The organism is Rhodanobacter sp. Root561, from assembly GCF_001427365.1.
Lineage (GTDB): Bacteria > Pseudomonadota > Gammaproteobacteria > Xanthomonadales > Rhodanobacteraceae > Rhodanobacter.
Window position 1 is genome coordinate 183,939 of sequence record NZ_LMGH01000010.1, and the last position, 18,112, is coordinate 202,050.

The window sequence follows — 18,112 nt, forward strand, 5'->3', positions numbered from 1 at the left end:
AGGCCCGCATCGCTGCGGGCCTTCGTTTACAATTGGTGCCCAGGAGAGGACTCGAACCTCCACGGAGTTGCCCCCGCTAGCACCTGAAGCTAGTGCGTCTACCAATTCCGCCACCTGGGCAGGTGTCACGTTGCTCAGCGAGCTGCGTGAGCCGCGTAATTTAGGCATCTGCCGACGGCTTGTCAACACTTTTTCACAACCATCTCTCGCGACGTGGCATTCTCCGCGGCGCAAACATCACAAGGATACTGAGTGACCAGAAAAACTCCCCCCAAGTCCGGCCATCCCCAGGACTCGCATCCCGCGAAGAAATCCGCCAAGCGGACACCGCGCGCTGCATCCACGCCGGACAAGCGCACCCGGGCCGCCGCAGGCGCCGTGCGTGATCCCCATGCCGATCGCGAGGCGCAGCGTTATGCGCGCCCGATCCCCAGCCGCGAGGCGATCCTCGCCCTGCTTGAAGAACGCGGCGAACTGCTGACCGAAGCGCGCATTGCCGAAGCGCTCGGCATCCACGAAGAAACCGATCTCGAAGCCCTGCGCAAGCGCCTCGGCGCGATGGTGCGCGATGGCCAGATGCTGCTTGGCCGCCGTGGCGGCTACGCGCCGACCCAGAAGCTGGACCTGATCGCCGGCCGCGTGCTGGCCAATGCCGAAGGCTATGGCTTCCTGCGCCCGGACGAGGGCGGCGAAGACCTGTACCTGTCGCCGCAGCAGATGCGCGCAGTGATGCATGGCGACCGCGTGCTGGCCAGCGTGGTCGGCATCGACCGCCGCGGCCGCAAGCAGGGCGCGATCGCCGAAGTGCTGGAGCGGCGTTCGCCGCGACTGGTCGGCCGGGTGGTGATCGATGACGGCGTGACCCTGGTGACGCCCGACGACCGCCGCCTCAATCACGACGTGATGATCAAGCCGGGCACGGAGCAGGGCGCGAAGTCGGGCCAGATCGTGGTGGTCGAGATCACCGCGCCGCCCACCGCCCAGCGCGGTCCGGTGGGCGAGATCCGCGCCGTGCTGGGCGAACGCCTGCAGCCCTCGCTGGTGGTGGAGATGGCGATCGCCAGCCACGACCTACCGCACGAATGGCCGGCCGAAGTGCTGCGCGACGCGGCCCAGGTGGAAGCGGTGGTGACCGCCGCCGAGCGCGAGGGGCGCACCGACATCCGCAAGCTGCCGCTGGTGACCATCGACGGCGCCGACGCACGCGACTTCGACGACGCCGTGTATGCCGAGCCGAAGCGTGGCGGTGGCTGGCGGCTGATCGTGGCGATCGCCGACGTGTCGCACTACGTGCAGGTCGGCAACGCGCTGGATCGCGAGGCCTACGAACGCAGCACCTCGACCTATTTCCCCGGTTTCGTGGTGCCGATGCTGCCGGAGACGCTGTCCAATGGCATCTGCTCGTTGAACCCGAACGTCGAACGGCTGTGCATGGTCTGCGACATGCTGGTCGATGCCGAGGGCAACGTCACCAAGTCGAAGTTTTACGACGCGGTGATGCTGTCGCACGCGCGGCTCACCTACGACAAGGTGTGGGAAGCGGTCGGCCTGCGCGACAAGGACGCCCGCCACGAAGTGGCCGACGTGCTGCCGCAGCTGGAAAACCTGCACGCGCTGTACAAGGCGATGGCCGGCCAGCGCAAGCGGCGCGGCGCGATCGACTTCGAGACGCCGGAAGTGAAGTTCCGCCTCGACCAGACCGGCAGCGTCGAGTCGATGGGCGCCACCGAGCGCAACGACGCGCACAAGCTGATCGAGGAATGCATGATCGCCGCCAACGTGCAGGCGGCGCTGTTCCTGGAGAAGAAGAAAGTCCCCGCGCTGTTCCGCGCCCACGAGCCGCCGCCGGCGGAGAAGTACGAAGACCTGCAGCAGTTCCTGCGCGAGTTCAAGCTGCGCATGCCGCCGGTCGACGAAGTGACCCCGGCGGATTTCGCCGAGATCCTGCGCATGGTGCACGATCGCCCCGAGCGCGAACTGATCCAGAACGTGTTGCTGCGCTCGCAGAGCATGGCCGCGTACCAGCCCGACAACCGCGGCCACTTCGGCCTGGCGCTCACCGCCTACGCGCACTTCACCTCGCCGATCCGCCGCTATCCGGACCTGCTGGTGCATCGGGCGATCCGCTATGCGCTGACCGGCCGCAAGCCGGCCGACTACACCTACAGCCCCAGCGACATGGCGGCGATGGCGATCCACTGCTCGCAGCGCGAACGCCGCGCCGAGGAAGCCGAGCGCGACGTCGACGAGCGCTTCAAGTGCGCGTGGATGGAAAAGCACATCGGCAGCGAGTTCGACGGCGTGGTCACCGGCGTCACCTCGTTCGGCCTGTTCGTGGAGCTGGACGAGTCGAAGGTGTCCGGCCTGGTGCACATCAGCCAGCTCGCCAACGACTACTACCACTTCGATGCGACGCGTAAGCTGCTCAAGGGCGAGCGCACCGGCGCGCAGTTCCGCCTCGGTGACCACGTGCGCATCCAGGTACTGCGCGCCAGCCTGGAGGACCGCAAGATCGACTTCCGGCTGGTGTCACCGCGTACCCCGGCCACGCCGCCGACCGGCAGTGGCAAGGCGTACGACTATGCAGCCAGCGGCGAGCGCTATTCACTGCCGAAGAAGGCGGCGGCAACCGCCAAGGCGCCGGGCATGTTCGGCCGCGCCGCGAAGGCGATCGGTCGCGCGTTCGGGCGCAAGGAAGTTGAAGTTGCCGCGCCTGCGCCAACACCGGCTCCACGCAAGGCGGCGGTGAGCGATAATCCGCCGCCGCGTTCGTCGTCATCGTCGCGCGGTGCGCAGCGTCCAGCCCGCAAGGCTGATGCGTCCTCCTCCCGTGGTCCGCGCAAGGAGGCTTCGCCCAAGCGTGGCCACGCTCCGGCGGCCGCGCCCACCGCGAAGAAGGCTCCGCGGCGTCGACCCAAACCGAAAGGCAAGCCATGAGCGAGAGCTGGATCGTCGGGATCAACCCGGTCGAAGGTGCGTTGAGCAACGACGCCGAGCGGGTGCGCGAGGTGCTGGTGGAGAATGGCCAGCGCAACGCACGCGTGCTGGAGCTGGCCGAACGTGCGAAGAAGTTGAACATCCCGGTGCTGCATCGGCCGCGGGACGAGCTGGACAAGCATGCCGGCGAAGCGCGCCACCAGGGCGTGGCGGCACGTTATGAAGCCGCGCCCGCGGCGCACGAGAACGACCTGGCCGGCCTGCTGGAGCGCGACGGCAGCGATGCCCTGGTGCTGGTGCTGGACGGTGTCACCGACCCGCACAACCTCGGTGCCTGCCTGCGGAGTGCGGCGGCCGCCAAGGTCACCGCGGTGATCGTGCCGAAGGATCGCGCGGTCGGGCTGACACCGGTGGTGCGCCGGGCCTCGGCTGGCGGTGCCGACCGGGTGCCGCTGATCGCGGTGACCAACCTGGCACGCACGTTGCGTGAACTGAAGGACGCCGGCGTGTGGATCACCGGCTTGGCCGGCGACACCGACACCACCATTTACGGCGTCGACTTCAAGGGGCCGGTGGCGCTGGTGCTGGGCAGTGAAGGCGAGGGTATTCGCCGGCTGACCCGTGAGCTGTGCGATTTCGTGGCGAAGATCCCGATGCCGGGCACGATGGAAAGCCTCAACGTCTCCGTCGCCACCGGCGTGGTGCTGTTCGAGGCGTTGCGTCAGCGGAGCGCGAAGCGATGAGTTTCTTCTGGTACGACTGGGCCGGTTACCTCGGCGTGGCGCTGGTGCTGCTGGCGTTTTTCCTGCTGCAGGAGCGCAAGCTGCAGGGCAGCGGGCTGGTCTACCAGCTGATGAATGTGCTGGGTGCGATCGGCGTGATGCTGTCGTTGGGCTTCGGTAGCTTCAACCTGTCGGCATTCATCATGCAGGTGGCCTGGTTGCTGATCGGCAGCTACGGCATCGTGCGCGGCATCAATCGTCGACGCGAGACGCGCGGGCTGCCGTAGCGGCGGCGTGCGCAGGGACGACCCTGCGCACTTTTCCATCGCGGGGACGGCCCTGCCACACACAGAGGAACACCACATGGCGTGGATCTATCTGCTGCTGGCCGGCCTGTTCGAAGTGGTCTGGGCCATCGGCCTCAAGTACACCGAAGGCTTCACCCGGCTGTGGCCCACGGTGGGCACGCTGGCGGCGATGGCGGTGAGCATCGTGTTGCTGGCGATGGCGGTGAAAACGCTGCCGATCGGCACGGCCTACGCGATCTGGACCGGTATCGGCGCGGTCGGTGCGGTGGCGCTGGGCATCGTGCTGTTCGGCGATCCGGCCACGCTGCCGCGGCTGCTGTGCGTCGCGCTGATTCTGGTCGGCATCGTCGGCCTCAAGCTCACCGCGAGCTAGCAGGAGCAGGCAAACGCCTACTCGCCCAGCTTGGTGATCTCGGGGTTCGAGGTGAGGTCGCGCTTGCTGCGCTGCTTGTCCAGCGGTTCGCCGGTGACCTGGAACCAGATGTTCTCGGCGATGTTGGTGGCGTGGTCGCCGATGCGCTCGATGTTCTTGGCCATGAACAGCAGATGGGTGCACGGCGTGATGTTGCGCGGGTCTTCCATCATGTAGGTCAGCAACTGGCGGAAGTAGCCGGTATAGGCCTCGTCCAGCACCACGTCGTTCTTCCACACCTGGTAGGCGCGTTCGACATCGCGGTCGCGGTAGGCGGCCAGCACCTCGCGTACTTCCTCGGCGGCCAGCCTGGCCAGGTGGTTCAGGCCGTGGACCGGGGCGACCGGCGCCACCATCGACAGCGGAATCGAGCGCTTCGCCACGTTGGCCGCGTAATCGCCGATGCGCTCGATGTCCGACGCAATCCGCAGAGCGGCATACACGTTGCGCAGGTCGCCGGCCATCGGGGCCCGCAGCGCCAGCAGCCGCACCACGTCGTGGCCGATTTCCTGCTCCAGCTGGTCGATCGCCTCGTCGTTGCCGACCACCCGCTGGGCGGCGCGCTCGTCGCGGCGCTCCAGCACGTCGATGGCCGCTTCAAGCTGGGTCACCGACAGCTCGCCCATGCGCACGATCTCACCGGTGAGCCGGGTCAGTTCGCTGTCGTAACTCTTGATGATGTGGTCGGTGCCGGTGTTCATGGTTGCCTCGAAATGTTCAATCAGCCTTTTGAGCCGCCATTCCCGCGCAAGCGGGAATCCATGTCGCTTTGGTGCGAAAGAGCCGGGTCAAGGTGGATTCCCGCGTGCGCGGGAATGACGCCGCGATGGATCCCGGCTCTCAGCCAAACCGCCCGGTGATGTAATCCTCGGTCTGCTTCTTGCCAGGCTTGGTGAAGATCTTTTCGGTGCGGTCGAACTCGATCAGTTCGCCCAGGTACATGAAGGCGGTCTGGTCGGAAACGCGCGCGGCCTGCTGCATGTTGTGGGTGACGATGACGATGGTGAACTGGCTTTTCAGTTCTTCCACCAGTTGTTCGATGCGGCCGGTGGCGATCGGGTCCAGCGCCGAGGTGGGTTCGTCCAGCAACAGCACCTCGGGCTTCAGCGCGATCGCGCGGGCGATGCACAAACGCTGCTGCTGGCCACCGGAGAGGCCGAGCGCGTTCTGCTTGAGCTTGTCCTTCACCTCGTCCCACAGCGCGGCATTGCGCAGGGCCTGTTCGACCCGGCCTTCCATGTCCTTGCGCGACAGTTTCTCGTGGTGGCGGATGCCGTAGGCCACGTTCTCGAAGATCGTCATCGGGAACGGCACCGGCTTCTGGAACACCATGCCGACCTTGCTGCGCAGGCGGTTCATCGAATAGCGCGGGTCGAGGATGTTGTCGCCGTCCAGCCGGATCTCGCCCTTCGCCTCCAGCTTCGGATAGATCGCGTAGATGCGGTTGAAGATGCGCAGCAGGGTGGACTTGCCACAGCCGGACGGGCCGATGATCGCGGTGACCTGTTTTTCCGGGATATCCATGTTGATGCCTTTCAGCGCATGGAAACCGTTGTAGTAGAAGTGCAGGTCGCGCACGGTGATCTTGGGCGCCGCCGTCGCTGCGGGCGCCACCGGCGCCGGGTTCGTGGCGAGGGCGGAATCAGTCATGGGACACCTTGGTGCGGGAAAGAATCAGGCGCGAGGCCAGGCTCAGCAGCAGCACGAACATGGTGATCACGAACGCGCCGGCCCAGGCCAGGGCATGCATGGCGTCGCCCGGGTCGTTGGCGTACTGGTAGATGATCTGCGGCAGGCTGGACATCTTCTCCAGCGGATTGACCGCCATGTAGTTGTTGCCGAACGCGGTGAACAGCAGCGGCGCGGTCTCGCCGCTGATCCGCGCCAGCGCCAGCAGCACGCCGGTGATGATGCCCGAGCGGGCGGCGCGGATCAGGATCTGCAAGGTCAGCTTCCACTGCGGTACGCCCAGCGAAAGCGCCGCCTCGCGCAGGGTGGAGGGCACCAGTCGCAGCATCTCATCGGTGGTGCGCACGATCACCGGCAGCGCGATCAGCGCCAGCGCCACGCCGCCGGCAAAGCCGGAGAACGTGGTCGAGCCGTGGGTGAGGGCGGTGCTGGGCAGCACGATGATGGTGTAGACGAACAGGCCCATCACGATCGACGGCGCCGACAGCAGGATGTCGTTGAGGAAGCGGATCGACTCGCCCAGCTTGGTGCGGTTCGCGTACTCGGCCAGCCACGTGCCGGCCAGCACGCCGATCGGCGTGGCGATGCCGATGCCGATGAAGTTGATCACCAGGCTGCCGACCATCGAGTTCAGCAGGCCGCCGTCCTCGCCATAGGCGGTGATCTTCGTGAACAGTTTCAGGTCCAGCGCGCTGATGCCCTGGCGCAGGGTTTCCCACAGGATCCATGCCAGGAAGGCCAGGCCGACCAGGGTGGCCAGCAGGCTCAGCGCCATCGCCAGCGCGTTGGCGATGCGGCGGCGCAGGTACAAGGTGTTCATCAGCGCCCCTCCTTGCTGGCCAGCCGTCGCAACATCAATCGCGCGATCAGCAGCACGATGAAGGTGACCACGAACAGCAGGAAGGCCAGCGCCATCAGCGAGGACTTCTGCAGGCCCGCCGCTTCACTGAACTGGTTGGCGATGGTCGAGGCGATCGAGGTACCCGGATCGAGCAGCGACGCCGACAGGTGCATCGCGTTGCCGAGCACGAAGGTCACCGCCATGGTTTCGCCCAGCGCGCGGCCGAGGCCGAGGAAGATGCCGCCGATCACCGCCGAACGGGTGTATGGCAGCACGATGTCCCACGACACCTCCCAGGTGCTGGAGCCCAGCGCATAGGCTGATTCCTTCAGCCGGGTCGGTACGGTCTGGAACACCTCGCGCATCACCGAGGAGATGAACGGGATGATCATGATCGCCAGCACGATGCCGGCCACCAGGATGCTGGCGCCGAACGGATAGTCGCTGCCGAACAGCTTGCCCACGAAGGGCACGTGTTCGGCCACCCACGACAGCTGGCCGTCTTCGGGCTTGTTGCCGAGGTTGTTGGTCAGCCACGGCTTGATGTGTTCGGCGAAGAACGGGGCGAAGATGAAAAGCCCCCACATGCCGTAGATGATCGAGGGGATGCCGGCCAGAAGTTCGATCGCCGAGGCGACCGGCGTGCGCAGCCAGGTCGGCGCGACTTCGGACAGATAGACGGCGATGCCGAAGCTGATCGGCACGGCAATCAGCAACGCGATGAACGAGGTGGCGAGGGTGCCGTAGACCGGCACCAGCGCACCGTAGACGTCGTTGCCCGGGTCCCATTCCGAGCTGATCAGGAAGTGCCAGCCAAACGTGGCGAACGCCTCGCGGCCACCCCACAGCGTGGCGCCGGCGGCACCGAGCAGGGCCGCCAGCACGATCAGCGCGCAGCCCTTCAGCAGCCAGCGAAACAGCCGCTCGTGACGGGCGTCGCGGCGGCTGCGCTGTTCCAGGATGTCGGTGGTGGAGGCAGTGGTCATGCGGGACTCTGTGAATGAACTCGTGAACCTCACCACACCGTTCTCCCCCGGACTCGATCCAGAGGAGAACGGCTTCGATCAAACCATCAATGCTTGAATTCGGAAGCCCAATACGCCTCGATCTTGCTGACCAGCGCGGTCGGCAGCGGCACGTAGTCGAGTTCGCTGGCCGCCGGCTGGCCATGCTCCAGAGCGTACTTGAAGAAGTCGAAGGCGACCTTGCTGTTGCCGGCGTTCTTCGGCGACTTGTACATGATCATCCAGGTGGTGGCAGTGATCGGCCACGCCTGTTCGCCCGGTGCATTGGTCATGATCAGGTTGAAGTCCTTGGCGCTGGCCCAGTCGGCCGTGGCGGCGGCAGCAGCGAAGGCCTCGGCGCTCGGCTTCATGAAGTTGCCGCTGGCATTCTGCAGGTCGACCCAGGCGAGCTTGTTCTTCACCGCGTAGGCGTATTCGATGTAGCCGATCGAGCCCTTGATCTGGCGCACGTACTGCGATACGCCTTCATTGCCCTTGCCGCCCACGCCGGTCGGCCACTCAACCGCCGTGCCGAACTTCACCTTGGTCGCCCATTCATTGCTGACCTTGGACAGGTAGTTGGTGAAGTTGAACGAGGTGCCCGAACCGTCCGAACGATGCACCACGGTGATCTTGCCGGCGGGCAGGGCCAGGCCGGCGTTCAGCGCGGCGATCTTCGGGTCGTTCCAGTTGGTGATCTTGCCCAGGAAGATGTCGGCCAGGGTGGCGCCGTCCAGCTTGACCTGGTCCGCCTGCACGCCGGCGATGTTGACCACCGGCACGATGCCGCCGACCACGATCGGGAACTGGCCCAGGCCGTACTTCTGCAGGTCTTCCGCCTTCATCGGGGCGTCGGAAGCGCCGAAGTCGATGGTGCCTTCCTTGATCTGCGCGATGCCGGCGCCGGAGCCGACCGACTGGTAGTTCAGGCGGTTGCCGGTCTTCTCGGCATACGCAGCCGACCACTTGGACATGACCGGGTAGACGAAGCTGGAGCCGGCGCCGGTGATGTCGGTGGCCTGCGCGGCGGCCGCGCCGAAAGTCGAGGCCACGGCTAGGGTGGCGACGGCGGCGAATCGGACAGGTAAGTTGCGGATGGTCAAGACGGTAGCTCCTATCGAGTGAGGTCGGATGCGACCCCGCCATTTCAGGCTCTTCGTGTTGCCATTGGATGAAATGAATGTTTCAGGAAGATGACATGGGTGGGGAACGGTGATCAGAGACCGAAAGCGACAGCGGCGATGCTCTGCCGTTCCCCGTTCTCGCCTCAGCCCACGCCCAGCCCGACATGCGCCTGTTCGAACAGCTCCAGCTGGCGCCAGCGGTTGACCACGCTGCAGAACAGGTCGGCGGTGCGTTCGGTGTCGTAGACGGCGGAATGGGCTTCGCGGCTGTCGAATGGATGACCGGCGGCGAGCACGGCCTTGCTCAGCACAGTCTGGCCATAGGCAAGTCCGCCGAGGCTGACCGTGTCGAAGCAGCTGAACGGATGGAACGGATTGCGCTTGTGTCCGCAGCGTTTCACCGCCTGGTTGAGGAAGCCCAGGTCGAACGCGGCGTTGTGGCCGACCAGGATCGCCCGCTGGCAGCCGGCCTCGCGCACCGCTTCGCGCACCACGTGGAAGATGTGGTCCAGTGCCTGCCGCTCGGCCAGTGCGCCGCGCAGCGGATTGCTCGGATCGATGCCGGTGATCTCCAGCGAACGCGGGTCGAGGTTGGCGCCGGGGAAGGGCTCGACGTGCGTGGATACCGTAGGCTGCCGTTGCAGGAAGCCGTCTGCGTCCATGCACAGGGGCACGGCGGCGATTTCGAGCAGTGCATCATGTTCGGCGTCGAAGCCGCCGGTTTCCACGTCGACCACTACCGGCAGAAAGCCGCGGAACCGTTCGGCCATGCGTGGCGCGGCGCTGTTGTTGGGGATTTCCATCGGCGAAGCATATCAGTCGTGCTGCGCGGCATGAGGCGGCGGAGCAAGGCGCGGCTGTCATGGTGGTGTCATGAAAGCGGCATTCAACGGTAAAAATCGCTGGGCAAACTTGTTAACGAATCGCTAGCCGGCCATCGGATCGAGGGGGCGATCGAGATTTTCCCATCAACTTTCGGAGTAATGACATGCGTTCCAAATTGATTGCGGCAGCGATCGCCGCCGGCCTGGGCGTCAGCAGCTACACGGCTGCCGCGGCGCCGCAGCACACGACCCCGGCCCCCAGCGGCAGCGAAATCGAACTCCTCAAGGCCCAGTTGAGCGCGTTGCAGGCCAAGGTGGACGAACTGGAACAGCGCACCGACGCGCAATCCGAGATCAATGTCAGCACCGGCCAGGCGGTGGAGAAGGCGACCAACGTGACGGCCGCCAGCGACAAGAAGTTCGCGGCGCTGGAAAAGGCGGTCAACAACACCACGCTGTCCGGCAGAATGTATTTCGATGTCACCAGCATCGATCAAAAGAACAGCGATACGGGCAAGACCAATGCGTCCGGCCTCGGCATCGACGTGAAGCGCTTCTACCTCGGCGTCGACCACAAGTTCAACGACATCTGGTCGATGAACCTGACCACCGACTTCAACTACGTCAGCGGTGACGGCGAAACCAATCTGTTCGTCAAGAAGGCGTACGTGCAGGGCAAGTTCGACCAGGCGGCGGTGTTCCGCATCGGTTCGGCCGACATGCCGTGGATTCCGTTCGTCGAGAATTACTACGGCTTCCGCTACGTGGAACCCACCACGACCGACCGCCTGAAGTACGGCAACTCGGCGGACTGGGGCCTGCACCTGGGCGGCGAGATCGGTGCCGGGAAGTCGCTCAACTACGCGGTGTCCGTGGTCAACGGCAACGGCTACAAGAACCCGGGCCGCAGCAAGGGCGTGGACGTCGAGGGTCGCGTGGGCTTCGTGCCGTTCGAGAACATGGTCGTGGCCGTCGGTGGCTACAGTGGCCACCGTGGTCAGGAAACCCAGTTGACCGATGCACAGAACACCGCCCAGCGCGGCGACCTGATGGTGGCCTACGCCAGCGACGCGTTCCGTCTCGGCGCCGAGTATTTCACCGCCAGGAACTGGAACAACGTGCTGACCACGGCGACGGACAAGGCCGACGGCTACTCGCTGTGGGGCAGCGTGGCGATCGCCGATGGCGTCAACCTGTTCGCCCGTTACGACAATGCCAAGCTCAGCAAGACCCTGGACAGCGCCAACAAGGATGTCTACTACAACGCCGGCGTCGAGTTCCAGGTGACCAAGGGCTTCAAGCTCGCTGGCGTGTGGAAGCACGAGAAGGCGGACAAGTCGGTGGGTACGCCGGCACCGCTGCACGTGCAGAACGTGAAGACCAACGAGATCGGCGTGTTCGGCGAGGTGCGGTTCTAAAACTGTCACACGGCCGCGGCATACTGCGGCCCTGCGGACGGCGAAGCGCACGGGACAGCGCATAGGGTTATCGCAAGGGAGTTTCACCCAGGGAAGGAAAACGGCGGGCTTTGCCCGCCGTTTGCTTTTCCGCCGAGCGAAAACCTGCGGTCAGCGCCGATCCAGCGTGGCCCCGGTCAGCAGGCCGCGCGCCAGCATGCTGCACTGGCGCCGGTACAGCAGCAGCTGCCACTGGCGTCCGCCCAGTTGCCGCCACAGCACCGCCGAACGCATCGCGGCGAGCAGGTTGGTGCGGACCTTTTCCACCACGCTGGGCAGCTGCAGCTGTTGCGGGTTGCCGCTGACCATCACCCGCGGGTTGAGGATCGACAGGGTGGAGGCATACAGCTCGGCCAGCCGGCTGTTGACCTGGCTGGAATCCTGGCCGAAGTGCTCGACCTGCCGCTGCGCGGCGATGATGCCCTGCTGCAGTTTCTCCAGCAGGTCCGGACGTGCGGCCAGGCTGCGCTCCAGTCGCATCACGGTGACGGTCATGCGCGTCACCGCCATGTCGCGGCCGGTTTCGTCGAGCTGCGCGATCAGCGTGCGCAGGCCGAGCCGCACGTTCGCGGCGTCGCCGTACACGGCGACCACGGAGGGCGCATCGATGCGGAACACGCTGGCTACGCTGGCTTCCATTGCGCCTTCGTCGCAACGCCCGTCATTGGCCAGTTGCTGGGCCAGCGCGCAGGCCTGAAACAGGCCGGCCAGGGCAAGCACACGCTCTTCGGTCATGGAAAAAGTTTCAAGCACGGGTTGGAGCCACTCTTGCAGGGGAAGGGGAGGCGAAAGCCGGCAGCAGGCCGCCGTAGGCTGCGTCGGTGGCGGCGATCACCGCGCCGCCGAGGCAGACCTCGCCATCGTAGAGGACGACCGACTGTCCGGGGGTGACGGCGCGCTGGGCGTCGTCGAAGTGGATGTCCAGTCCGGTGGCGGTCACGCTGACCGTGCAGGCCTGGTCGGCCTGCCGATAACGGGTGCGAGCGGTGCAGCGGAACTCGTCTGCGGGCGGGTGGCCATCGACCCAGGTGGGTGCCTCCGAGCGCAATCGTCGCGAATGCAGCCAGCGGTTCTCGCCGCCCTGGGCGACATACAGCACGTTCGCTGCCACGTCCTTGCCGACCACGTACCAGGGCTCGCTGGCGGCGCCATGGCGGCCGCCGATGCCCAGCCCGTTGCGCTGGCCCAGGGTGTAATACATCACCCCGTCGTGTTCGCCGATCAGCTCGCCGTCGGGGCTGCGCATCTCGCCGGGGCGGGCCGGTATGTATTGCGACAGGAAACCGCGGAAATCGCGCTCGCCGATGAAGCAGATGCCGGTGGAATCCTTCTTGGCGTGGGTGGGCAGGTGGGCCTCGCGGGCCAGTTCGCGCACGCGGGGCTTCTGCAGCCCGCCCAGCGGGAACAGCGTGGCAGCCAGTTGCTGCTGGCCCAGCGCATGCAGGAAATAGCTCTGGTCCTTGGCCGTGTCCACCGCACGCAACAGGCGGTAACGGCCGTCCACGCAGTCGACGCGGGCGTAATGCCCGGTGGCGATCTTCTCGGCGCCCAGCGCATGCGCTTCGTCGAGAAAGGTCTTGAACTTGATCTCGCGATTGCACAGCACGTCGGGGTTCGGCGTGCGCCCGGCGCGATACTCGGCCAGGAAATGCTCGAACACGCCATCCCAGTATTCGCCGGCGAAGTTGCGCGCGTGGAACGGAATGCCAAGGCGCCCGCATACCGCCACGGCGTCCTTGCGGTCGGCGTCGGTGGTGCACGGGCCGGAGCGTTCGTCCTCTTCCCAGTTCTGCATGAACAGGCCCTCGACCTCGTAGCCGGCCTGCTGCAGCAGCAAGGCGGCCACCGACGAGTCGACGCCGCCGGAAATGCCCAGCATCACCTTCACGACGGCTCGCCTTCGGGCAGGTGGGCAAGGATGTCCAGCGGCAGCCGCTGGCCGCCCAGCCACAGGTCGATGCTTTGCAGGATCATCGGGCTGCGCAGGCGCTCGCCCAGCGCGGCGATCTCCTCGCGGGTCAGCCACAGCGCGCGGCGGATGTCGCTGTCCAGCGGGCGGTCGGGATCATGGCTGATCGCGCGAGCGGCGAAGCTGAAGCGGACCACCGCGTCGCCATGCTCGGTGCTGCGCCACTGGTGCACGCCGATCAGGTGCTGCAGTTCCACCGTCCAGCCGGTTTCCTCCAGGGTTTCGCGCAGGGCGGCCTGGGCGAGGCTTTCGTGGTCGTCCAGGTGGCCGGCCGGCTGGTTGTAGACCAATCGCCCGGCCACTTCTTCCTCCACCATCAGATAGCGTTCGCCCCTGGCCACCACGCAGGCCACGGTGACGTGCGGACGCCAGATATCGGAGTTGGGGGAGGAATCGGCCATGGACAGGCAATACCGGGGTGGAAAAGTGCCCATTGTGCCATCACCTCTGCTGACGCACCGTTGCGGCAGGGACGCATCCGCCGCGGCGTATACTTCGAACCAGAGAAACGACCCTGACCAACATGGCCCACGAACCCGAACATGAGCACGACAGCGGCCGCGGCCTGGCGCTGGAAACCGCGAAACCCGAGGTGGCGCGGCCCCCGCTGTTCCAGGTGCTGCTGCTGAACGACGACTTCACTCCGATGGATTTCGTGGTCGAGGTGCTGCGCAGCTTTTTCAACCTCGACCAGGAACAGGCGGTGCAAGTGATGCTGCACGTGCATACCCGCGGGCGTGGCGTCTGCGGCGTATTCACCCGCGAGGTGGCGGAAACCAAGGTTACCCACGTCAACGAATATTCACGCTCCCATCAGCACCCGTTGTTGTGCACTATGGAAAAGCTCTGAGCGACCCCATTTCGTGCTCATTGCGGCGTTGAAGGCCGCTCCCACTGCAAAGCGGAGACGATCCGAATGTTCAGCAAGGATCTGGAAGTCACCATCGGCCATTGCTACAAGCAGGCCCGCGAACAACGCCACGAGTTCATGACGGTCGAGCACCTGTTGCTCGCCCTCACCGAAAACCAGTCTGCGCTCGGCGCCCTGCGCGCCTGCGGCGTGGACCTGCCGCGCCTGTCGGCCGACCTGGAGCGCATCATCGGCGAAACGGTGCCGGTGCTGCCGGCGGGCGACGAGCGCGACACGCAACCCACGCTGGGCTTCCAGCGCGTGCTGCAACGGGCGGTTTACCACGTGCAATCCTCCGGGCGGAAGGAGGTCACCGGTGCGAACGTGCTGGTGGCGATCTTCGGTGAAAAGGATTCGCACGCGGTGTATTTCATGCACCAGCAGGAGATCACCCGGCTCGACGTGGTCAACTACATCTCGCACGGCATCGCCAAGATCGGCGACGAGCCGGCTGCCGGTGTGGCCGGCGGCGAGCGCGAGGGCGAGGAGGGCGGCGAGCCGAAGGGCAATCCGCTGCAGGAGTTCGCCAGCAACCTCAACGAGCTGGCGCTGGAAGGCAAGATCGACCCTTTGATCGGCCGTACCGACGAGATCGAGCGCACCATCCAGGTGCTGTGCCGCCGGCGCAAGAACAACCCGTTGTACGTGGGCGAGGCCGGCGTGGGCAAGACCGCGCTGGCCGAGGGCCTGGCCAAGCGCATCGTCGACGGCGAAGTGCCCGAGGTGCTGGAAGACGCCACCATCTGGTCGCTGGACCTGGGCGCGCTGGTGGCCGGCACCAAGTACCGCGGCGATTTCGAGAAGCGCCTGAAGGGCGTGATCGCGCAGCTGAAGAAGCAGCCGGGCGCGATCCTGTTCATCGACGAGATCCACACCATCATCGGCGCCGGTTCGGCGTCGGGTGGCACCATGGACGCCTCGAACCTGATCAAGCCGATGCTGGCTTCGGGCGAGCTGCGCTGCATCGGTTCGACCACGTTCCAGGAATACCGCGGCGTGTTCGAGAAGGACCGCGCGCTGGCCCGCCGCTTCCAGAAGATCGACGTGGTCGAGCCCACCGTGGCCGACAGCATCGAGATCCTCAAGGGCCTGCGTTCGCGCTTCGAGGAACATCACCACGTCGCTTATACCAACGAGGCGCTGAAGGCGGCGGTGGACCTGTCGGTCAAGCACATCCCCGATCGGCTGCTGCCGGACAAGGCGATCGACGTGATCGACGAGGCCGGCGCACGCCAGCGGCTGCTGCCTGAGGAACAGCGCACCGGCACGGTGGACGTCAGCGAGGTCGAATACATCGTGGCCAAGATGGCGCGCATTCCGGCCAAGCAGGTGTCCGCCTCTGACCGCGACGTGCTGCGCAACCTCGAGCGCAATTTGAAGATGGTCGTGTTCGGCCAGGACCAGGCGATCGAGGCGCTGTCCGCATCGATCAAGATGGCCCGTTCGGGCCTGGCCGATCCGTCCAAGCCGATCGGCTGCTTCCTGCTGGCCGGCCCCACCGGCGTGGGCAAGACCGAGGTGACCAAGCAGTTGGCGATGCAGCTCGGCATCGAGATGATCCGCTTCGACATGTCCGAATACATGGAAGGCCATTCGGTGTCGCGCCTGGTGGGCGCGCCTCCGGGCTACGTCGGTTTCGACCAGGGTGGCCTGCTGACCGAGGCGGTGACCAAGCATCCGCACGCGGTGTTGCTGCTGGACGAGATCGAGAAGGCGCACCCGGACGTGTTCAACATCCTGTTGCAGGTGATGGACCGCGGCGTGCTGACCGACACCAACGGCCGCGAGGCGAACTTCAAGAACGTGGTGGTGGTGATGACCACCAACGCCGGCGCGGCGATCGCGGCACGGCGCAGCATGGGCTTCGTCGAGCAGAAGCACGAATCGGACGCGATGGAAGTGATCCGCCGCATCTTCACCCCGGAGTTCCGCAACCGGCTGGACGCGATCATCCAGTTCGGCGCGCTGGATTTCGAACACATCCTGCGCGTGGTGGACAAGTTCCTGATCGAACTGGAAAGCCAGCTGACCGAGAAGCGGGTGAGCCTGGACGTGGACGCCGACGCCCGCCGCTGGCTGGCCGAGCACGGTTTCGATCCGCAGATGGGTGCACGCCCGATGGCGCGTGTGATCCAGGAAAAGGTGAAGCGCGCGCTGGCCGACGAGCTGCTGTTCGGCAAGCTGGCCGACGGCGGCGTGGTGCGGCTCAGCGTCGCCGATGGCGAGCTGAAGGTCGATTGCCAGGCGGCCGAGCAGGTGCCGGCGGTGGTCGAGTAGCCCAAAGCCCGAATGACGGGCAAAGCAAAGGCGGCGCATTGCGCCGCCTTTGTCATGTCTGGCACCTCATCACGCGTTCACTGCATCAAGGCAGTGGCACGACCGCTTTACTTCATGCGGTAGGTGATGCGTCCCTTGCTCAGGTCGTACGGGGTCATCTCGATCTTGACCTTGTCGCCCGTGAGAATGCGGATGTAGTGCTTGCGCATGCGACCGGAGATGTGGGCGATGATGACGTGCCCATTCTCGAGTTGTACGCGAAACATGGTGTTGGGCAGGGTCTCCTGGACCGTGCCTTCCATTTCGATGACGTCGTCTTTGGCCATGTGTTCCGGGGTTCACGCGCAGCCGTCATGGCCGCGTAAGCCGACGATTATGCCACGAAAGGGCGGCTGGTTAAAGAATCATCAAGCAGGCGGAACGCCGGGGCGGATCAGCTGAAATGCTCGTCCAGTTTGCGCCGAATTTCCTGCTCGACCATGCCCTTGAGTGGGGCCAGCATCAGGCCCAGCTCCGCCTTGACCTGGATCGCATCGCCGGCTACCGCGATGGAGCCGGTGACGCCGGGGCGCGAGAACAGCAGGGTATCGTCCTGCCAGCGGCCTTCCATGCCGAACTTTTCGTACATGCGCGCGGCGACCTGTTCGACCACGGAACGGGCTTCGGCGATCGAAAGCTGGTGGGGACGGCGGATGTCGATCTTGGGCATGGGGATTCCGGGGATGGGGTGGCGTCTGCAGGCGAATCTTAAGGCACGGGGTCACATGATAGAGTTTCGCGGTCCTTTGACCGGTTCATCCATGCGTATCGAATTTCCCAATGCGGCCCGTGAAGACTTTCACTGGACGCAGGCGCTGTTGCGGATCGGCAGCGCTGCCCACAACGACCTCGTGCTGGCCTCCGGCCAGGCGGCGCCCGAACATCTGCGGATTCATCAGGATCGCCGCGGCTGGGTGTTGCAGGTGCTGCCGTCGGCGGATCGCATCCATGTCAACGCCCGTCCGGTGCGCGAGCAGGCCCTGTTGCGCGCGGGCGACGTGATCAGCGTCGGCGACTGCCGCATGCTGCTGCGTTCCGACGAAGACCCCGCGGGGCGCGCCTCGCCGCAGGTTTCCGGGCAGGGGCGTTGCACGGTGGCCTTGCGCGCCGTCGCGGGCCCGTTGTCTGGCCGGGTGCTGTCGCTGGAAGGCGGGCTGGAACTCGGCTCGCCAGGCCATTGCCCGCTGGAGTTGCCACAAGGCGACGTGGTGGTGCTGCGGATCTTCTGGGAAAGCGGCCAGTTGTGGCTGGAAAACCTGCGTGCCTGCGAGCGCCATCCGCTGCGGGTCAATGGCACGGCCGTGCAGAAACTGGCCTTGCTGCCCGGCGACCAGATCGGCGTGGCCATGCATCGCTTCGTGATCGACGGCCCGGGGATGGAACCGGAGCCAGAGATCGTGATGGCCGAATCGTGGCCGCAGCCGCTGCCGGAAGAATCGGCGGGCCCGACCAGCGAGGTCTGGTGGCTGATCGTCACCGCCGCCGTGCTGGCTCTCGGCATCGCCCTGGTCCTGCTGATCCGGTTCTGAGCCTGCCTGCGTCGTGGCAGTTGACCGCGCCATGCTGCGCCGCGGCATAATGCCGGACACACTTCCAACG

General features: G+C 65.7%; 19 protein-coding genes and 1 tRNA gene. 8 read left to right on the forward strand and 12 right to left on the reverse strand.

What is annotated here, in order from left to right; genetic code table 11:
- Positions 1-33 precede the first annotated feature (33 nt).
- Positions 34-120: transfer RNA gene (locus ASD55_RS07380), tRNA-Leu, on the reverse strand.
- Between the two features lie 258 nt (positions 121-378).
- Between ASD55_RS07380 and rnr the strand changes: the two genes are divergently transcribed.
- The 4 genes from rnr to sugE all read left to right on the forward strand — a co-directional run bounded on the left by rnr (position 379) and on the right by sugE (position 4,340).
- Positions 379-2,937, forward strand: coding sequence for a ribonuclease R (gene rnr, locus ASD55_RS07385; RefSeq protein WP_056764861.1), 2,559 nt, complete (start codon positions 379-381; stop codon positions 2,935-2,937).
- Positions 2,934-3,680: a 23S rRNA (guanosine(2251)-2'-O)-methyltransferase RlmB gene (gene rlmB / locus ASD55_RS07390; RefSeq protein ID WP_056717562.1), complete on the forward strand. Its 747-nt coding sequence runs from the start codon at positions 2,934-2,936 to the stop codon at positions 3,678-3,680. The genes rnr and rlmB overlap by 4 nt, the downstream gene beginning before the upstream one ends.
- Complete coding sequence (locus tag ASD55_RS07395) at positions 3,677-3,946, forward strand: hypothetical protein (protein WP_056764863.1); 270 nt, start codon at positions 3,677-3,679, stop codon at positions 3,944-3,946. Before rlmB ends, ASD55_RS07395 begins: the two co-directional genes overlap by 4 nt.
- A gap of 76 nt (positions 3,947-4,022) precedes the next feature.
- Positions 4,023-4,340, forward strand: a complete 318-nt coding sequence (gene sugE, locus ASD55_RS07400) for a quaternary ammonium compound efflux SMR transporter SugE (RefSeq protein ID WP_056717560.1) — start codon at positions 4,023-4,025, stop codon at positions 4,338-4,340.
- A 17-nt stretch (positions 4,341-4,357) separates the two neighbouring features.
- Here sugE and phoU read toward each other — a convergent pair whose 3' ends face one another.
- The 6 genes from phoU to rnt all read right to left on the reverse strand — a co-directional run bounded on the left by phoU (position 4,358) and on the right by rnt (position 9,840).
- Positions 4,358-5,080 (reverse strand): phosphate signaling complex protein PhoU, encoded by a 723-nt coding sequence (gene phoU / locus ASD55_RS07405; RefSeq protein WP_056717559.1) that lies wholly within the window; start codon positions 5,078-5,080, stop codon positions 4,358-4,360.
- A gap of 139 nt (positions 5,081-5,219) precedes the next feature.
- A complete protein-coding gene (gene pstB, locus ASD55_RS07410) occupies positions 5,220-6,029 on the reverse strand; it encodes a phosphate ABC transporter ATP-binding protein PstB (protein WP_056764864.1) in 810 nt (269 codons plus the stop codon).
- Entirely contained in the window at positions 6,022-6,888 is an 867-nt protein-coding gene (pstA, locus tag ASD55_RS07415; RefSeq protein WP_056717557.1) for a phosphate ABC transporter permease PstA, read from the reverse strand. The genes pstB and pstA overlap by 8 nt, the downstream gene beginning before the upstream one ends.
- A complete protein-coding gene (gene pstC / locus ASD55_RS07420; RefSeq protein WP_056764866.1) occupies positions 6,888-7,895 on the reverse strand; it encodes a phosphate ABC transporter permease subunit PstC in 1,008 nt (335 codons plus the stop codon). Before pstC ends, pstA begins: the two co-directional genes overlap by 1 nt.
- 86 nt (positions 7,896-7,981) lie before the next feature.
- Positions 7,982-9,016, reverse strand: a complete 1,035-nt coding sequence (gene pstS, locus ASD55_RS07425; protein ID WP_056764868.1) for a phosphate ABC transporter substrate-binding protein PstS — start codon at positions 9,014-9,016, stop codon at positions 7,982-7,984.
- A gap of 164 nt (positions 9,017-9,180) precedes the next feature.
- Positions 9,181-9,840 carry a ribonuclease T gene (gene rnt, locus ASD55_RS07430; protein WP_056764869.1) on the reverse strand — a complete coding sequence of 220 codons (660 nt, stop codon included), beginning with the start codon at positions 9,838-9,840 and terminating at the stop codon, positions 9,181-9,183.
- Positions 9,841-10,025: 185 nt separating this feature from the next.
- On the opposite strand from rnt, the gene ASD55_RS07435 reads away from it, so the two are divergent.
- On the forward strand, positions 10,026-11,279 hold the full coding sequence (locus ASD55_RS07435; RefSeq protein ID WP_056764871.1) for a porin: 1,254 nt from the start codon (positions 10,026-10,028) through the stop codon (positions 11,277-11,279).
- Positions 11,280-11,429: 150 nt separating this feature from the next.
- On the opposite strand, the gene hflD is transcribed toward ASD55_RS07435, so the two are convergent.
- Genes hflD through ASD55_RS07450 form a run of 3 tightly spaced genes read right to left on the reverse strand, consistent with a single transcriptional unit; the run spans position 11,430 to position 13,688 of the window.
- Positions 11,430-12,053 carry a high frequency lysogenization protein HflD gene (gene hflD, locus ASD55_RS07440; RefSeq protein ID WP_056717552.1) on the reverse strand — a complete coding sequence of 208 codons (624 nt, stop codon included), beginning with the start codon at positions 12,051-12,053 and terminating at the stop codon, positions 11,430-11,432.
- 10 nt (positions 12,054-12,063) lie between these two features.
- Positions 12,064-13,206: a tRNA 2-thiouridine(34) synthase MnmA gene (mnmA, locus tag ASD55_RS07445; protein ID WP_056764873.1), complete on the reverse strand. Its 1,143-nt coding sequence runs from the start codon at positions 13,204-13,206 to the stop codon at positions 12,064-12,066.
- Complete coding sequence (locus ASD55_RS07450) at positions 13,203-13,688, reverse strand: NUDIX hydrolase (protein WP_056764876.1); 486 nt, start codon at positions 13,686-13,688, stop codon at positions 13,203-13,205. The genes mnmA and ASD55_RS07450 overlap by 4 nt, the downstream gene beginning before the upstream one ends.
- A gap of 122 nt (positions 13,689-13,810) precedes the next feature.
- Between ASD55_RS07450 and clpS the strand changes: the two genes are divergently transcribed.
- Together clpS and clpA are read left to right on the forward strand one after the other, a co-directional pair.
- Positions 13,811-14,137 carry an ATP-dependent Clp protease adapter ClpS gene (clpS, locus tag ASD55_RS07455; RefSeq protein WP_007808959.1) on the forward strand — a complete coding sequence of 109 codons (327 nt, stop codon included), beginning with the start codon at positions 13,811-13,813 and terminating at the stop codon, positions 14,135-14,137.
- Positions 14,138-14,203: 66 nt separating this feature from the next.
- Complete coding sequence (gene clpA / locus ASD55_RS07460) at positions 14,204-16,474, forward strand: ATP-dependent Clp protease ATP-binding subunit ClpA (RefSeq protein WP_056717549.1); 2,271 nt, start codon at positions 14,204-14,206, stop codon at positions 16,472-16,474.
- 107 nt (positions 16,475-16,581) lie between these two features.
- On the opposite strand, the gene infA is transcribed toward clpA, so the two are convergent.
- Together infA and ASD55_RS07470 are read right to left on the reverse strand one after the other, a co-directional pair.
- A complete protein-coding gene (gene infA, locus ASD55_RS07465; protein WP_007508585.1) occupies positions 16,582-16,800 on the reverse strand; it encodes a translation initiation factor IF-1 in 219 nt (72 codons plus the stop codon).
- Between the two features lie 107 nt (positions 16,801-16,907).
- Positions 16,908-17,183, reverse strand: a complete 276-nt coding sequence (locus tag ASD55_RS07470; protein WP_056764877.1) for a polyhydroxyalkanoic acid system family protein — start codon at positions 17,181-17,183, stop codon at positions 16,908-16,910.
- A 91-nt stretch (positions 17,184-17,274) separates the two neighbouring features.
- Between ASD55_RS07470 and ASD55_RS07475 the strand changes: the two genes are divergently transcribed.
- Complete coding sequence (locus ASD55_RS07475) at positions 17,275-18,042, forward strand: FHA domain-containing protein (RefSeq protein WP_056764879.1); 768 nt, start codon at positions 17,275-17,277, stop codon at positions 18,040-18,042.
- Positions 18,043-18,112 lie beyond the last annotated feature (70 nt).

Bases quoted from the DNA above. Each gene is read 5' to 3' on its own strand.
- rlmB (WP_056717562.1), top strand. From the start codon at position 2,934: ATGAGCGAGAGCTGGATCGTCGGGATCAACCCGGTCGAAGGTGCGTTG.
- ASD55_RS07395 (WP_056764863.1), top strand. From the start codon at position 3,677: ATGAGTTTCTTCTGGTACGACTGGGCCGGTTACCTCGGCGTGGCGCTG.
- sugE (WP_056717560.1), top strand. From the start codon at position 4,023: ATGGCGTGGATCTATCTGCTGCTGGCCGGCCTGTTCGAAGTGGTCTGG.
- phoU (WP_056717559.1), bottom strand. From the start codon at position 5,080: ATGAACACCGGCACCGACCACATCATCAAGAGTTACGACAGCGAACTG.
- pstB (WP_056764864.1), bottom strand. From the start codon at position 6,029: ATGACTGATTCCGCCCTCGCCACGAACCCGGCGCCGGTGGCGCCCGCA.
- pstA (WP_056717557.1), bottom strand. From the start codon at position 6,888: ATGAACACCTTGTACCTGCGCCGCCGCATCGCCAACGCGCTGGCGATG.
- pstC (WP_056764866.1), bottom strand. From the start codon at position 7,895: ATGACCACTGCCTCCACCACCGACATCCTGGAACAGCGCAGCCGCCGC.
- rnt (WP_056764869.1), bottom strand. From the start codon at position 9,840: ATGGAAATCCCCAACAACAGCGCCGCGCCACGCATGGCCGAACGGTTC.
- ASD55_RS07435 (WP_056764871.1), top strand. From the start codon at position 10,026: ATGCGTTCCAAATTGATTGCGGCAGCGATCGCCGCCGGCCTGGGCGTC.
- hflD (WP_056717552.1), bottom strand. From the start codon at position 12,053: ATGACCGAAGAGCGTGTGCTTGCCCTGGCCGGCCTGTTTCAGGCCTGC.
- ASD55_RS07450 (WP_056764876.1), bottom strand. From the start codon at position 13,688: ATGGCCGATTCCTCCCCCAACTCCGATATCTGGCGTCCGCACGTCACC.
- clpS (WP_007808959.1), top strand. From the start codon at position 13,811: ATGGCCCACGAACCCGAACATGAGCACGACAGCGGCCGCGGCCTGGCG.
- clpA (WP_056717549.1), top strand. From the start codon at position 14,204: ATGTTCAGCAAGGATCTGGAAGTCACCATCGGCCATTGCTACAAGCAG.
- infA (WP_007508585.1), bottom strand. From the start codon at position 16,800: ATGGCCAAAGACGACGTCATCGAAATGGAAGGCACGGTCCAGGAGACC.
- ASD55_RS07470 (WP_056764877.1), bottom strand. From the start codon at position 17,183: ATGCCCAAGATCGACATCCGCCGTCCCCACCAGCTTTCGATCGCCGAA.
- ASD55_RS07475 (WP_056764879.1), top strand. From the start codon at position 17,275: ATGCGTATCGAATTTCCCAATGCGGCCCGTGAAGACTTTCACTGGACG.